At 55.6% G+C, this 14,404-nt stretch carries 16 protein-coding genes; 12 read left to right on the top strand and 4 right to left on the bottom strand.

The features are described from left to right. Positions 1–161 precede the first annotated feature (161 nt). From JM93_RS14660 to JM93_RS14705, 10 genes are all read left to right on the top strand, one after another. A complete protein-coding gene (locus tag JM93_RS14660) occupies positions 162–1,184 on the top strand; it encodes an AbrB family transcriptional regulator (RefSeq protein ID WP_145344787.1) in 1,023 nt (340 codons plus the stop codon). 250 nt (positions 1,185–1,434) lie between these two features. Then, positions 1,435–3,090, top strand: coding sequence for a cytochrome-c oxidase, cbb3-type subunit I (gene ccoN, locus JM93_RS14665; RefSeq protein WP_145344790.1), 1,656 nt, complete (start codon positions 1,435–1,437; stop codon positions 3,088–3,090). A gap of 12 nt (positions 3,091–3,102) precedes the next feature. Next, positions 3,103–3,837 carry a cytochrome-c oxidase, cbb3-type subunit II gene (gene ccoO / locus JM93_RS14670; protein WP_145344793.1) on the top strand — a complete coding sequence of 245 codons (735 nt, stop codon included), beginning with the start codon at positions 3,103–3,105 and terminating at the stop codon, positions 3,835–3,837. A 4-nt stretch (positions 3,838–3,841) separates the two neighbouring features. Next, complete coding sequence (locus tag JM93_RS14675; RefSeq protein WP_145344796.1) at positions 3,842–3,997, top strand: cbb3-type cytochrome c oxidase subunit 3; 156 nt, start codon at positions 3,842–3,844, stop codon at positions 3,995–3,997. A 3-nt stretch (positions 3,998–4,000) separates the two neighbouring features. Continuing rightward, positions 4,001–4,873 (top strand): cytochrome-c oxidase, cbb3-type subunit III, encoded by an 873-nt coding sequence (gene ccoP / locus JM93_RS14680; RefSeq protein ID WP_145344799.1) that lies wholly within the window; start codon positions 4,001–4,003, stop codon positions 4,871–4,873. 160 nt (positions 4,874–5,033) lie between these two features. Further along, positions 5,034–6,488, top strand: coding sequence for a cytochrome c oxidase accessory protein CcoG (gene ccoG, locus JM93_RS14685; RefSeq protein WP_145344802.1), 1,455 nt, complete (start codon positions 5,034–5,036; stop codon positions 6,486–6,488). Positions 6,489–6,497: 9 nt separating this feature from the next. Next, positions 6,498–7,010, top strand: coding sequence for a FixH family protein (locus JM93_RS14690; protein WP_145344805.1), 513 nt, complete (start codon positions 6,498–6,500; stop codon positions 7,008–7,010). Positions 7,011–7,035: 25 nt separating this feature from the next. After that, positions 7,036–9,225: a cation-translocating P-type ATPase gene (locus tag JM93_RS14695; RefSeq protein WP_155197386.1), complete on the top strand. Its 2,190-nt coding sequence runs from the start codon at positions 7,036–7,038 to the stop codon at positions 9,223–9,225. 49 nt (positions 9,226–9,274) lie between these two features. After that, positions 9,275–9,436 carry a cbb3-type cytochrome oxidase assembly protein CcoS gene (ccoS, locus tag JM93_RS14700; protein ID WP_145344811.1) on the top strand — a complete coding sequence of 54 codons (162 nt, stop codon included), beginning with the start codon at positions 9,275–9,277 and terminating at the stop codon, positions 9,434–9,436. 9 nt (positions 9,437–9,445) lie between these two features. Then, positions 9,446–10,111: a class I SAM-dependent methyltransferase gene (locus JM93_RS14705; RefSeq protein WP_145344814.1), complete on the top strand. Its 666-nt coding sequence runs from the start codon at positions 9,446–9,448 to the stop codon at positions 10,109–10,111. A gap of 20 nt (positions 10,112–10,131) precedes the next feature. On the opposite strand, the gene JM93_RS21760 is transcribed toward JM93_RS14705, so the two are convergent. Next, the gene (locus tag JM93_RS21760) at positions 10,132–10,299 is read right to left on the bottom strand and encodes a hypothetical protein (protein ID WP_155197384.1); all 168 of its coding nucleotides are present in this window, start codon (positions 10,297–10,299) and stop codon (positions 10,132–10,134) included. 251 nt (positions 10,300–10,550) lie between these two features. Here JM93_RS21760 and JM93_RS14710 point away from each other — a divergent pair, with 251 nt between their 5' ends. Next, positions 10,551–11,069: a response regulator gene (locus JM93_RS14710; RefSeq protein WP_145344819.1), complete on the top strand. Its 519-nt coding sequence runs from the start codon at positions 10,551–10,553 to the stop codon at positions 11,067–11,069. 13 nt (positions 11,070–11,082) lie between these two features. Here the strand turns inward: JM93_RS14710 and JM93_RS14715 are convergent, their stop codons facing one another. Beyond that, positions 11,083–11,310, bottom strand: a complete 228-nt coding sequence (locus tag JM93_RS14715) for a hypothetical protein (protein ID WP_145344822.1) — start codon at positions 11,308–11,310, stop codon at positions 11,083–11,085. 194 nt (positions 11,311–11,504) lie between these two features. Here JM93_RS14715 and aroQ point away from each other — a divergent pair, with 194 nt between their 5' ends. Next, complete coding sequence (gene aroQ / locus JM93_RS14720; protein ID WP_145344825.1) at positions 11,505–11,945, top strand: type II 3-dehydroquinate dehydratase; 441 nt, start codon at positions 11,505–11,507, stop codon at positions 11,943–11,945. Between the two features lie 9 nt (positions 11,946–11,954). Here the strand turns inward: aroQ and JM93_RS14725 are convergent, their stop codons facing one another. Together JM93_RS14725 and dnaA are read right to left on the bottom strand one after the other, a co-directional pair. Next, a complete protein-coding gene (locus tag JM93_RS14725) occupies positions 11,955–12,581 on the bottom strand; it encodes a sugar transferase (protein ID WP_244300849.1) in 627 nt (208 codons plus the stop codon). Between the two features lie 332 nt (positions 12,582–12,913). Continuing rightward, positions 12,914–14,374 carry a chromosomal replication initiator protein DnaA gene (gene dnaA, locus JM93_RS14730; protein WP_145344828.1) on the bottom strand — a complete coding sequence of 487 codons (1,461 nt, stop codon included), beginning with the start codon at positions 14,372–14,374 and terminating at the stop codon, positions 12,914–12,916. Positions 14,375–14,404: the final 30 nt, after the last annotated feature.

The following is a 14,404-nucleotide window of genomic DNA, read 5'->3' on the forward strand; positions in this document are numbered from 1 at the left end:
AGCGATGCCGGCGGCCGAACATGGATGCAGGCGCATATATTGATTCAACTAATCAATCATGACGGGTATGGAAAAGCGCATTAGAGCAGCACCATTCATTGCGACAGGAGTTGCTCATGTTGTTACATCGTTTGTTTCGTAGATTTCACCCGGATAGCGCAATGACGGAATCGAGCCATTTCCTCTTTACCTGCCTGGTCGGCCTTGGCGGCGGCTATCTGGCACATCTTCTTCATCTGCCGGCTGCGTGGCTGTCTGGAGCGATGGTTGCTGTGGCCATGACCGCACTGCTTGCCGGTCCTGTACATATGCCGAACCGGGTGCGCGATGCTGCTTTTTACCTTATGGGTCTCACCATGGGGGCTGGGGTTCAGCCTGAAGTGGTCAATCGGATCCACGAATGGCCGGTGTCCATGGCCGGCCTGATCATTGTCGTCGTTTCAATCACCACCGCAGGATTTCTCGTGTTGCGCTTCCTTGCTGGCTGGAAATCCGAAACCGCGTTCTTTGGAGCGATCCCCGGAACCTTGTCTTATGTCCTTGCGCTGGCATCCGAACGCAATGCTGACCTTCCGCGGATAGCAGCGTCCCAGTCGCTACGGCTGTTTGTCCTCGTTGCTCTCTTGCCGCTGGTGCTGACCAACGGGATGACAGGCGATTTGGAAGGCTTGAACCGCATCGTGCAAGGATCTTTTGCGGAATTGATGTTGGGGGCGGTCCTTTGTTTCGCTGCCAGTTGGGTGGCAGTGATGCTGAAGATCCCCGGCGCCTGGATGACAGGTGCGTTCTTCATGAGTGCCTTCTTAAATGCATCCGGTTTGATGACACTATCACTCCCGGGGCCAATGCTGATTGGCTGTTACGTTATTCTGGGCGCGATGATCGGCTGCCGCTTCTCCGAAATGTCGCTTGGCCTGTTCCTCAACCTGATCTGGGGATCCCTTGCCGCCTTTGCGGCCGGCTTCGCGATCGCTGCTGCCGGCGCTTGGTGCACAGCCTCAATCCTTGATCTGCCGTTTGGTCAGGTTCTCCTAGCATATGCTCCGGGCGGACTAGAGGTCATGACCTTGCTGGCTTTCATTATGGAGCTTGATCCTGCTTTTGTGGCTGCACATCAATTGGTGCGGTTTATCGGCATGGTGCTCATTCTGCCGGCCGCAACGGTCTTGCTTTTCCGCAAATAAGCCGGATCGGAACGCCGGAAACGGCTGGCTGCGCCAAATCGCCTCATTTGACGGGTCTGACTGGGCCGTAGACAGACGCCTGGCCACATTTTTTCCAATTTTGACAAAAATGTGGCCCGGTTCTACCGACCATTTCCGTGGAAGCGGCCAACCTGCTTGATTTGGATCAACGCCGCCGCGCGCCCGTCATGCGCATGGTCCCGTCTATCGTTGGCACCTTGTAACGATTTTCAAGACTGGGGCGCTAAAAATGGCACAGAATAAGGCCGGGATGGTATCGCTCGAGGAAGGCGGCTTCGCTTTCTTCCTCGTGCTGCTGGCATTCGCCTGCCTCATCATCGCAGGCAAAACATTCGATCAAGTCATGGCATTTCACGCAATGATCGGCGCGGTACTCGCCGGTGCATGTGTGTTTGTTATCTTTAAAAACTACTTCAACGACGGCGGAATGCCGATTCCGCAGGAGATTGGGGGCAAGCCGAATTACAATATGGGGCCGATCAAGTTTGGATCGGTTGCCGCCATGTTCTGGGGCATCGCCGGCTTTACGGTCGGGCTGATTATCGCCCTGCAACTGGCTTATCCGGCGCTCAATTTCGACCTTCCATGGACCAATTTCGGACGCTTGCGCCCCTTGCACACCTCCGCGGTGATTTTTGCGTTTGGCGGCAACGTTTTGCTGGCGACTTCTATGTATGTCGTGCAACGCACGTGCCGCGCGCGTATGCCCGGAAAGATCCTGCCTTGGTTTGTTATCATTGGCTACAACGTCTTTATCTTGATTGCCGGCACCGGTTACTTGCTTGGCGCCACACAGGGTAAGGAGTACGCGGAACCGGAGTGGTATGCCGATCTTTGGCTCACCGTTGTCTGGGTTGCGTATTTGCTGCTCTTCCTAGGCACGATTTGGAGGCGGAAAGAACCGCACATTTATGTCGCGAACTGGTTCTACCTGGCGTTCATCGTCACCATCGCGATGCTCCACATCACGAACAACTTGACCATTCCGGTATCGATTTATTCGACACAGTCCGTAATCGTTTGGTCTGGTGTTCAAGATGCCATGGTTCAGTGGTGGTACGGCCACAATGCGGTGGGCTTCTTCCTGACCGCGGGCTTCCTGGCCATCATGTACTACTTCATCCCGAAGCGGGCTGAGCGGCCGGTCTATTCCTACCGCCTGTCGATCGTTCACTTCTGGGCGCTGATCTTCATCTACATCTGGGCCGGGCCGCACCACCTGCACTACACTGCCCTGCCGCAATGGGCCTCGACCCTCGGCGCGACTTTCTCGATCATTCTGTGGATGCCGTCCTGGGGTGGCATGATCAACGGCCTGATGACACTGTCTGGGGCCTGGGATAAGCTGCGGACCGATCCGGTTCTGCGGATGATGGTTGTGTCGGTGGCCTTCTACGGCATGTCGACCTTCGAAGGGCCGCTGATGTCGCTTCGCGCGGTCAACTCGCTGTCGCACTACACCGACTGGACCATTGGTCACGTCCATTCCGGTGCGCTGGGCTGGGTTGGTTACATCTCCTTTGGAGCGCTGTATTGCCTGATCCCGTGGCTTTGGAACAAGAAGGGCCTGTACTCGCTAAAGCTGGTGAACTGGCACTTCTGGCTCTCCACACTCGGCATCGTTCTTTACATCACAGCCATGTGGGTGTCGGGGATCATGCAGGGTCTGATGTGGCGTGCATACGATCAGCTGGGCTTCCTGGAATACTCCTTCGTGGAAACAGTGGAAGCAATGCATCCGTTCTACGTGATCCGGGCTTTGGGTGGCGCACTGTTCGTCGTCGGCGCTCTGATCATGGCCTACAATCTCTGGATGACGGTTCGTCACGGCGAGGCTGAAGAAGCCGAAGCTGCACCGACCGGCTCCCTGGCCGCAGCCGAATAAGGGGAGACTGACATGTCTGTTTGGTCAAAACACCAGATCTTTGAGAAGAACTCTTTCATTCTACTCATCGGGATCCTCGTGATGGTCTCCATTGGCGGCCTGGTCGAGATTGCACCGCTCTTTTATCTAAAGAGCACGATTGAAAAGACAGAGGGAATGCGCCCCTATACGCCTCTCGAACTGGCGGGCCGTGAAATCTATGTGCGGGAGGGCTGTTACACCTGCCACTCGCAGATGATCCGCCCGATGCGGGACGAGCTGGAGCGGTATGGCCATTTCTCGCTGGCAGCCGAGTCGATGTACGACCACCCCTTCCAGTGGGGGTCGAAACGTACAGGCCCGGATCTGGCGCGTGTTGGCGGCAAGTATTCGGACGCCTGGCATGTCGAGCATCTGGAAAACCCGCGCTCGCTGGTTCCGGCCTCCATCATGCCCGGTTATCCGTTCCTGACGGAAACACCGCTGGATACACGGGATATCGGTAATCTGTTGAAGGCCAATGTCATCGTGGGCGTTCCATACACGGAAGCGCAACTCGATGCCGCCAATATGGATATCCGGGCGCAGGCGATGCCAGACACAGATGCCGCCTATGAGTTCGAGGAGCGCTGGCCAAACGCTATCGTGCGCGACTTCGACGGAAACCCCGTACAGGTCTCGGAGATGGACGCATTGGTCGCCTATTTGCAGATGCTGGGCACTCTCGTCGACTTCTCGATCTATGACGACAAGGCAAATCTGAGGTGATGTGATGAACGAGACTTATACCGCCGTAGCGGGCTTCGCACAAACCTGGGGCCTTCTCTACTTCGTAATCCTGTTTGCCATCGTCGTGGCCTACGCCTTGTGGCCCAAAAACCGCAAGTCCTTCGACGATGCCGCACAAATCCCCTTGCGGGAGGATTGAACCATGGCAGATACGCACAACAAGGAAGTTGATCAGATCTCGGGTGTCGAGACCACTGGTCATGAATGGGACGGGTTGAAGGAACTCAACAACCCTCTGCCGAAATGGTGGCTCTATCTGTTCTACGCGACCATCGTTTGGGCCGTAATCTATTGGGTGCTCTATCCCTCCTGGCCACTGGTAAGCAGTTACACCACCGGAATTCTGGGGGACAGCCAGCGCGCTGATGCGCTTGCCGCTTATGATGAAGGCGTTGCCGGCCGTTCGGAGTTTGCCGACAAAATCAATGCAGCCTCTTTGGAAGAGGTGAGCTCAGATCCAGAACTCCGGCAGTTTGCCATGGCGGCCGGGCAGGCGGCATTTGGCGACAATTGCGCACCCTGCCACGGGGCCGGCGGCAACGGTTTCGAGGGATATCCGAACCTGCAGGATGACACCTGGCTTTGGGGCGGTACGCTTGAGGACATTCACTACACGCTGTTGCACGGCATTCGGGTCGACAACGATGAAGCGCGTTTTGGGAATATGCCCGCCTACGGCGATATCTTCTCGAATGAAGAGATCGAACAGGTTGCGAACTATGTCGGGTCTGAGGTCGGTCTGGAGCCCAAAGCCGGTGTCGATCTGGCCGCGGGCAAGGAGCTTTACCTGGACAATTGTGCAGCGTGTCACGGGGACGATTTGAACGGCATGACGGATGTCGGTGCACCGAACCTGAATTCCGCCAACTATCTCTATGGCAAGTCGATTGACCAGATTGCATCTCAGGTGAAAAACCCGCGCAACGGCGTCATGCCTGCCTGGCAGGATCGCCTGCAGCCTTCGACCATCAAGTCGCTGGCAGTTTACGTGCACTCTTTCGGTGGTGGCCAATAACCGGAAGAAGCGGACACCCTTTTACAGGGCGCAAAGCTGACTATTCGGCACGCGCATTAGGTGTTCTGCAAGATCAAACCGGGCTGGTTTCCACCAGCCCGGGACACCAACGGGATCCTATTGGGGCAGGGTCCGACCATTTTGAGAAGGACGGACGGCTATGGTTGCTGAAGCCGATAGCAACAAGGCTGAGCAGTCGGACGAATGGTTCGCCTCAGCCAAGAAAATCTACCCCATGGCCACGCATGGCCTCTTTCGCAGGATCAAGTGGGGGCTGCTGTTTGTAACACTCGGCATCTACTACTTTCTGCCTTTCATACGCTATGACCGCGGGCCGAATGCGCCAAACCAGGCTGTGCTCGTGGACATGGAAAATGCCCGTGGCTATTTTTTCTTTATCGAAATCTGGCCGCAAGAGGTTTACTACTTCACCGGACTTCTGATCATTGCCGCGGTGGCTTTGTTTCTGATGAATGCGGTCGCCGGCCGCATCTGGTGTGGCTATTTGTGCCCGCAAACTGTGTGGACTGACCTGTTCTTGTGGGTCGAACGCAAGATCGAGGGCGATCGTAGGGAGCGCATTGCGCTTGATCGGTCACCATGGACGGCATCAAAGGTCAGCAAGCGCGCGTCGAAGCATTTTTTCTGGCTGATGATTGCCTGGTGGACCGGCGGTGCCTGGGTGCTTTACTTCAATGATGCACCAACGCTCGTCTGGCAGCTGCTTACCTTTCAGGCACCGATGGTCGCGTATATGTGGATCGGCATCCTGACCGCAACCACCTATTTACTGGCCGGGTTCATGCGCGAGCAGGTGTGCATTTACATGTGCCCTTGGCCGCGGATTCAAGCGGCTTTGACGGACGAGAAAGCGCTCAACGTCACCTACCGCTGGGACCGGGGCGAGCCGCGAGGATCGCTCAAGGAAAACCGCAAACTGGAAGAGCAGGGGCTGCCCGCAGGTGACTGTGTCGATTGTCACCAGTGCTTCCATGTCTGTCCGACCGGCGTCGATATTCGCAAGGGCTTGCAACTCGATTGCATTCAATGCGGGTTGTGTATCGATGCGTGTGACAACGTGATGGAAAAAGTCGGCAAGCCGAAGGGCCTAATCGCCTACGATACCGACGAAAACATTCAGCGGCGGATTGAAGGCAAGGAACCGGTCTACGAGATCGTGCGCGCGCGCACGGTCATCTATGCGGCGGTCATCGCGGTTGTCGGCGCGATCATGTTGTACGTGTTCCTGAGCCGGGATTTTGCCGACATCAGTGTGCTGCATGACCGGAATCCGGTTTATGTGACGCAGTCTGACGGGACTATCCGCAATGGTTACACCGTTCGTTTGTCCAATAAACGGTCTCACCCCCGGACCTTTATGTTGCATGTTGAGGGTATGCCGGCAGGAACGAAAGTGTCTGCACCCGGCGTGGAAACCATCTTTGCAGACCGTCCGTTGGTGGAGGTCGGGGCGGATACGACCCGTGAGGTGAGGATCGTCGTGACCTCACCGGTCGGCGAAACCATGCCCGAAAGCACCCCGGTCACCTTCCGCATCACAGAATCAGTGATGGGTGAGGTGGTCACGACAAAAGACTTCTTCAAGGCGCCGTAGGAGACACATATGGCAATGACTCATCCCAATTTGAGTGACCCAAAGGCGATCACCGGGAAAACTGTCCTGGCCTGGCTGCTCGGTTTCTTCGCCGTGGTTTTTACAGCCAACGCAATCTTCATCTACTTCGCGCTGGGGTCTTTCCCCGGCGTCGCGGTCGAGAGCTCTTACAAGGCGAGTCAGGCCTATAACGAGGACATCGCCGCGGCCAAGGCGCAGCTGGCCCTCGGTTGGCAGATTGACGGAGACGTCCAGCGCCTGACCGGCACTGAGGTGATGATTGAGGTTTTTGCGAAAGACGCGAAGGGCAATAACCTGAACGGCCTCCTGTTTACCGCAAGGCTCACCCGGCCGGCCAACGACTTGTCCGACATAACCGTCCCGCTCAATGGAACAAGCGGCGGGCTTTACACAGCTCAGGTTCCGAATATCGCCGCTGGAAACTGGAACCTTGAAATTGAAGCCGAACGGGATGGCCGGAGAGTGTTCCGGTCACAAAATCGCGTTTTCCTGAAAGACTGAGGGGGGCGGTCCGGTGACGGTCCATATGCGCGATTGGGATGCTTTTGTAACGCCTCTGGATGACGGTTCGGTCCATATGGATCTGGCGGTCGAGGGCATCACCTGTGCGGCTTGCATGGGCGAGATCGAACGGGGACTGTCACACCTGCCGGGCATTAAGACCGCGCGGGTTAATCTGACCAACCAAAGGCTGGCGGTCGACTGGGACCAGCAGCAGACAGCTGCTGACGATATTGTCGCCACCTTGTCCAGGCTTGGCTACAAAGCCCATCCTTTTGACCCTGCCAGCAACAAGGACCGGCAGGACAAGACCGGCCGGCAATTGCTCAGATGCATGGCCGTGTCGGGTTTTGCGGGCATGAATGTGATGCTGCTGTCGATCTCGGTCTGGTCCGGAAACGCGACCGATATCACCCCTGAAACCCGCGACTTCTTTCACTGGATTTCGGCGCTGATTGCCTTGCCAACGGTTGCTTATGCCGGTCAGCCGTTTTTCAAGAGTGCCTTTTCGGCCCTGCGAGGTGGCCGCCTCAATATGGATGTTCCGATTTCGATCGGAGTGTTTCTCGCTGTCGCCTTGTCACTGTTTCAAACCATTGAGCATCAACATCAGGTCTATTTTGAATCGGCTGTGATGCTGCTGTTCTTTCTGCTTGTCGGCCGGTATCTCGACCACAACATGCGCGGCCGGACGCGGTCTTTTGCCGAAAACATTGCTGCACTCAAGGCAGAGGTTGCCGGACGTATCGATGCTGATGGCGTGGTCCGTGAAGTTCCGCTGTCAAAGATAATGGCCGGCGACCTCGTGTTGGTTACCAGCGGTGAGCGTGTCCCGGTCGATGGCATTGTTGAAGACGGACATTCAGAAATCGATCAAAGTCTCGTCACTGGTGAAAGCCGCCTCGTGCGTGCTGCTCAAGGCACCCTGGTCTATGCCGGGACGCTAAATGGTCAAGGCAGCCTAAAAGTGCGTGTTTCGGCAGCATCCGGGAACACATTGCTCGATGAAGTCAACCGGCTTTTGGAAACGGCTGCGCAAGCCAAGTCTGCCTATGTGCGGATCGCGGACCGGGCAGCACAGCTTTATGCGCCGGTGGTCCATGCGGCCGCGGCTTTGACATTTGCCGGATGGGTCCTGTTCGGGCTTGGATGGCAACCGTCTCTTGTGATTGCCATTTCGGTGTTGATCATCACCTGTCCATGCGCGCTGGGCTTGGCTGTGCCAGCGGTTCAGGTCGTCGCATCCGGGCAACTGTTCCGCTCGGGGATCCTGCTCAACTCCGGTGATGCGATTGAACGTTTGTCCGAAGCAGATACCATCGTTTTCGACAAAACAGGCACGCTGACCACAGCAGAACCCGAGTTATGTAGTGTGCCTGACCTGAGCGATGCACGTTTGGTTCTTGCTGGCCGTCTCGCATTGTCCAGCCGGCATCCTCTATCGATGGCGCTGGTTCAGGCAACCGGCGCGTTGGTGCCATTCGAGACTGTTACCGAAGTGTCCGGTGCAGGCGTCGAGACAACCCATGACGGGCAAATTCTGCGATTGGGCAGTCCTTCGTTCTGTAATGTACCAGAGCAAAATGTGGAGGCGGTTCTTCGCGAATTCCCCGGTGCATCGTTGCTTGCCGTTCGTAGCGGTGACACGGAACCAATAGTGCTGCCCATGCGCCAAAAGCTGCGCGAAGACGCCGCGGCAACGGTCGCGCGGCTTGTCAGCAATGGCTACCGGGTTGAAATTCTGTCAGGAGACCGGACCGGCGCGGTACAGGAGGTTGCCGAAGAGCTGAACATTGCGGAGTGGCGGGCCGAGTTGCAGCCTGCTGCAAAGATTGCGCGCCTTGATGCATTGAAGGCCGAGGGCCGGAAAGTTCTGATGGTCGGCGATGGCTTGAATGATGCCCCCGCACTGGCCGGGGCCTATGTCTCGATGTCGCCGGTCACGGCAGTTCATCTCAGTCAAGCCGCTGCGGATGCCGTGTTCCTTGGGGACAAGTTGGTCCCGGTTAGCGATGCGCTTCGCATATCGAAACGGGCCCGGCGCGCGATAGAGGAAAACCTTTGGATTTCAGCGCTCTACAACGTCGTAGCCGTACCCATCGCAGTGGCAGGCTTTGTCACGCCGCTGATGGCAGCTGTTGCCATGTCGGTTTCCTCGCTGGCCGTGACCGCAAACGCCTTGCGCTTGCGCATAGGGCACCATACCTCCGGGTAACAGGGCGTGTGCGCCCGCCAAAGGTTGTTCGTGCAAGGAGAAGCGTCCCGTGGACGTCCTGATTTATCTGATTCCGATCGCTATCTTTCTGGGGCTATTGGGGTTGATCGCCTTTTTGTGGTCATTGAAAAGTGGCCAGTACGACGATCTTGAAGGCGCCAAATGGCGCATTCTTGAAGACGATGATCTGCCGGAGGACAGGCAGAAGTAGAGATCGCAGATGAATTCGTTTCCCGAACAAAACCGAGCTGGTTACGCGGTTTATAGCGAAAAGTCCCTCAGAGTTTATGATGCATTGGTTCTGGGGTTTTCAAATCGGTTTTTGTGGCGTTGTCCGAGCCGGAATCTGGTCGAGCATTACCAGGAGAACGTATCAGAGCAGCATCTCGATATCGGAGTTGGCACCGGTTATTTTCTCGATACCGCAGATTTCGCGTCTGTGCGTCCGGATATAACCCTGTTTGATCCAAATCGATCCTGCCTTGATGTGGCTGACAAGCGGCTGGCGCGGTTTGATCCAAAATTGGTTCAGGCAGACGCCCTGACCCCATGGCCAGCAGAACTCGGCACATTTAAGTCAATCGGATTGAATTACCTGCTGCACTGTCTGCCCGGAACAATGGCGGACAAATCTCGTATATTTGACTTTATGCGTCCGCATCTAAAACCGGAAACAATTGTTTTTGGCTCAACGATTGTTCGGGGCGATGCGCCACGAGGGTTTCTGGCAGAAAAGCTGATGCGAATCTACAACAAGAAAGGCATCTTCGGGAACATGTCCGATACGCGCGAGGGGCTGGAAACAGAACTTTTGAGCCGGTTCAAGAATGTCGATATCCGGCTCATAGGATGCGTCGCGTTGTTCAAGGCCTATCGGCCAGTATGATGCAGGAAAGACGCTATTGTCTAACCTAGTGCCGCGGTCAGAACCATGCTGCCGGCGATAAAGACAAGGCCGACCCCCGACCACAACAAGAGGTTTTCGCGCAAGCCACGGCTTCCATCCAGTGGAGCTGGTGCATCAGGCACAAAAACCAGGTTTTCTTCCGTATGGTCATTTTTGCGCTTGGCCATTCGACATCCTGGGGTCGCGAGATACGTAAGTCATTGAATGTGGAGCTAAAAAGCATGCCAAGTTTAAACAGCGGGTTAATTCAATCGCGGACACTCCGGAAAACCCTCGCAGCATTACTTACTCGTAAATATTAACGAAGACAGACATCTACCTTTGCGTGTAATCTGAGCCAATTGTGCTTTCGCTCTTGTGAAATAACTCTCTTTTCAGAATTCTATGATTTGCTGCCCCGCTGAACACGGAGGACACAGTGAGTCTTGATCTTGCTTCGCTGACATTTCTGCTGGTTGAAGACAGCGCCTATATGCGGACTATCCTGCGCACCATGCTGCAGGGGTTCGGCGCCCGTCGGATTGTTGAGGCAGAGGACGGCGCTTCCGGACTGGAGGCGATGGACCGGGCGAACCCGGACATTCTCATACTGGATTGGGTCATGCCGATCCTTGATGGCGCGGATATGGTGCGTATGATCCGCACGCCAAACAATCCGTTTGCCTACATTCCAATTATCATGGTCACGGCCCACACGGAACGGAGCCGCATTGTTGAAGCCCGGCGTTTGGGGGTCCACGAGCTCCTGTCCAAGCCGATATCTGCAAAGTCGCTCTATCAGCGGGTTTCAAGTGTTATCCTGCACCCGCGTGATTTCATCAAAACCGCGACATATTTTGGGCCTGCGCCGCGTGAAATCCGCAACCGGCAGAAAATCTGGCAAGGTGCTCCGGGCGGCGAGGACGGCAACAACAAAGACGTAACTGCGATCGGCTAGGTTCTGGCGACTGTTAGGCGACGATCCGCGTGTCGGTCGCGGCCGTGAGCTCAGCTTGTTGTGCAAGCCGGGTGGCTTCAAGCGTTTTCAAATGCCGCGAAAACGCGGCCAGCATGTCGAGATCGACGACATAGTGTTCAAGCAGGAACTTGTAAATTAGCTCGGGCGGGTAGTGCTCGTAGCCCTTAATCGCTTCGGCAAAATCTTGAGGGCTGGCCAACGGCTTACGCAAACGAACCATGGAACTCATCTCTACTTCATTACACGCGTATCATCCACGATTTATAGTAAATAAATCCTAAAAACCTTGCGGTCCAATACCAACAATAGCTCTGCTGTCTTGCTCGAAGCTGACGGTTTAGCGTGGATTTGACCGTTTGTTTCTGGCGCTTTTCCTGTTCTAAATGAACTGCAAACACAGGAAACAGAATCGACATGCCGAAAACCATCTATGTGCTGAATGGACCAAACCTCAATCTCCTTGGTCAGCGCGAGCCAGACATCTACGGCCGGGAAACGCTTTCCGATATTGAAGCCAGCTGCCGCCAGCTTTGCGACGCGGAGAGTGTTGATCTGGTTTTTCGGCAAAGCAATTCTGAAGGGGACTTGGTCGACTGGATCCAGCAGGCTCGAACCGAGGCGGCTGGAATTGTGATAAATCCCGCCGCATACACACACACTTCAATTGCCATTCTGGATGCGCTAAGCGCCTGCGAAATGCCCGTGATCGAGGTCCATCTGTCTAACATTCACAAACGTGAGGCGTTCCGGCATCATTCCCACGTGTCCAGCCGAGCGGATGCGGTCATCGCAGGCTGCGGGGCGCAGGGCTACGAATTTGCGCTGCTTCGGATCTTTGAATTGATCTCGAGTTGAGCGCCGAGCTCAAGAACCGCTACAGGAAAGAAATTCCTGCACAACGGTGCGGCCCAGGATCTCCAGGTCGAACGTCAGAGACTGGTTCTCGATGTAGTAAAGATCGCAGTGCAATCGCATACTTGCGGATGTCGGGTCGCGTGTTTCGCCGCGCCAGCCATTGACCTGAGCCCAGCCGGTAATGCCAGGCTTGACTGCAAGGCGTTGATGATAGCGACGATCGAAATTCTCGTAAGGGACGCCTGCTGCGAGTATGCCGTCCACATGTGGGCGCGGCCCGACCAGTGACATGTCGCCGCGCAGGACATTTATGAGCTGTGGAAGTTCATCGAAATTGCTTCGGCGGAGAAAACGACCAACGGGAGTGACGCGCTCATCATCCTGGAGTGTTTGCCTGACCCCGGTCGGGTCGCAAGCATCAAGACGCATCGTGCGAAACTTCATGATGACGAACGGTTTGCCATCTTGACCCAGTCTTTTTTGGCGGAACAAAACACGGCCCCGACTGGTCGCCTTGATTGCACCTGCAATGAGCAGCAGCAGTGGTGCAAGCAGCACCAGGCCCATGCCGGCACCGAATATGTCCACCATCCGCTTTGACAATGGAGTGGCTTTGGACTGATGCAGGGAGCGCACATCATCGTTTGCACTGGTTGGCGCATCTCGCCGCTGTATTTTTTGGGAGTTTCCTAACGATCCCCCGGGGCTATGAACCCGCATTAATGGACCGCTATCCGTTCGCGTTTCGTAGCACCCGTCGCTTTGGGGCAGGTATTCCTGCTTCATTTTCTCAGACCCGCATTATCTTTTGCCCCACGGGTAGGGAGACTAACTCGAATTATTGGTAAACGCTACGTTAATATTTACAAATAGTTAATGGTTGCAATAAACTTTGAAATAAAACTTAAGGGAGTTTTCCATTCGTCTAGGCCCGCAAATGGGTTTTACGCGGGCCTAGAAAATGTGTTTTAGGGATGAACCAACCGCTTCAAAAGCTCGACTTCCTGCTGCAATCCTTTGTCGGTTTTGATTTGTTTCTCGACTTTCCGGACTGCATGGAGAACAGTGGTATGGTCGCGGTTGCCGAAGCGCCGGCCGATTTCCGGCAGAGACCGCGACGTCATGACCTTCGACAAATACATGGCGATTTGCCGTGGCTTGACGATGGTTCGCGCTCTCCAAGAGGATAGGAGGTCGGCACGTGCTACGTGGTAGTGTTTGCAAACGGTCTGCTGAATGTCTTCGATCTTTACCGAGCGGGTCTCGAGCGTGCCAACCAGATCGTGGAGCGTTTTTTCCGCGATATCGAGCGTCACGGCCTGTTTGGTCAGTTGGCTCTGTGCCAGCAGCCGGTTCATTGCGCCTTCAAGATCCCGTCCTGAGCTGACAACAAAACGGGCGATATAGTTCACCACGGCGTCCGGCAGTTCAAAGCTCGGGTAGTGCCGTTGGGCAGCTCTCAACCGTGCCTGAAGAATCTCCTTGCGCAGGTCGAAGTCCGCGGGCTGTATGGAGGCGGTTAAGCCCCCGGACAGCTTTTCGACCAGTTCGGACGACACCGTCACCAAGTCCGACGGCTCACGGTCGCTCGCCACGATGATGCGTGCCGGGGCAGCCAACAGCATCTCAACCGTTTTCTGGAAATCCTGCGGAAGCTGTTTTCCGTGAAGAAGCTGAATATCGTCGATCAAAAGGACATCTAGGGTATCAAGGGAAGACCTGATCGCATTGAACATTCGGGTTCTGAGTGCAGGCACAAATTGATACATGAAGTACTCTGCGGTCAGATACATAACCTTCTTGCCGCGCGCACGTGCTGCTGCCGCAGCCGCCTGAAGCAAGTGTGTCTTACCGGAGCCGACGCCGCCGCGGACAAACAGAACATCAAGCTCGCTTGCATCATTACGGGCGATCTCCTGTGCCGCGCTGTACGCCAAACCGTTTGAGTTGCCTTCAACAAAGGTATCGAACGTGAATTTGCTATTAAGGGGCGCGCCTTGCACCAGGTCTGCGGCAGCATTTTTTGCAATGTCGGTGGCGCTCGCGCGGCGAAGGCCAGAACGCAAGGTTGCTATGGTTTGATGGGGCCGGTTTGCGTTTGCGTGTTCTCCGGGGATGCTGTGACTGCCGAAGACCGGTCCGGCGCAGAAGTTGGGGCGTGGACGCAAGGCTCCCCGAACGACCAACTCGATCCTGTCTACATTGCCACACTCGCGCTGCCACAGGCCGACCAGCCGGTCATTGTAATTGGATTGGATCCAATTCTTCAAAAACCTTGTCGGTACCGACAGCTTGACTGTCGCTCCGTCGTTTTCTTCAAGGTTTACACGGCCGAACCAATTGAAAAATGCGTCGTCGCCGAGTTCAGCTCTTAGTTTTGTTTTTACGCGGTCCCATCTGTCCGAACCGGTGGATCTTTGTAATTGCATGTTTCGCCTCCTAGAGAAAGGATAGCGGTC

The sequence above is a fragment of the Roseibium hamelinense genome, assembly GCF_007830545.1.
GTDB classification, from domain to species: domain Bacteria; phylum Pseudomonadota; class Alphaproteobacteria; order Rhizobiales; family Stappiaceae; genus Roseibium; species Roseibium hamelinense.

Bases quoted from the DNA above. Each gene is read 5' to 3' on its own strand.
- JM93_RS14660 (WP_145344787.1), top strand. From the start codon at position 162: ATGACGGAATCGAGCCATTTCCTCTTTACCTGCCTGGTCGGCCTTGGC.
- ccoN (WP_145344790.1), top strand. From the start codon at position 1,435: ATGGCACAGAATAAGGCCGGGATGGTATCGCTCGAGGAAGGCGGCTTC.
- ccoO (WP_145344793.1), top strand. From the start codon at position 3,103: ATGTCTGTTTGGTCAAAACACCAGATCTTTGAGAAGAACTCTTTCATT.
- JM93_RS14675 (WP_145344796.1), top strand. From the start codon at position 3,842: ATGAACGAGACTTATACCGCCGTAGCGGGCTTCGCACAAACCTGGGGC.
- ccoP (WP_145344799.1), top strand. From the start codon at position 4,001: ATGGCAGATACGCACAACAAGGAAGTTGATCAGATCTCGGGTGTCGAG.
- ccoG (WP_145344802.1), top strand. From the start codon at position 5,034: ATGGTTGCTGAAGCCGATAGCAACAAGGCTGAGCAGTCGGACGAATGG.
- JM93_RS14690 (WP_145344805.1), top strand. From the start codon at position 6,498: ATGGCAATGACTCATCCCAATTTGAGTGACCCAAAGGCGATCACCGGG.
- JM93_RS14695 (WP_155197386.1), top strand. From the start codon at position 7,036: ATGCGCGATTGGGATGCTTTTGTAACGCCTCTGGATGACGGTTCGGTC.
- JM93_RS14705 (WP_145344814.1), top strand. From the start codon at position 9,446: ATGAATTCGTTTCCCGAACAAAACCGAGCTGGTTACGCGGTTTATAGC.
- JM93_RS21760 (WP_155197384.1), bottom strand. From the start codon at position 10,299: ATGGCCAAGCGCAAAAATGACCATACGGAAGAAAACCTGGTTTTTGTG.
- JM93_RS14715 (WP_145344822.1), bottom strand. From the start codon at position 11,310: ATGGTTCGTTTGCGTAAGCCGTTGGCCAGCCCTCAAGATTTTGCCGAA.
- aroQ (WP_145344825.1), top strand. From the start codon at position 11,505: ATGCCGAAAACCATCTATGTGCTGAATGGACCAAACCTCAATCTCCTT.
- dnaA (WP_145344828.1), bottom strand. From the start codon at position 14,374: ATGCAATTACAAAGATCCACCGGTTCGGACAGATGGGACCGCGTAAAA.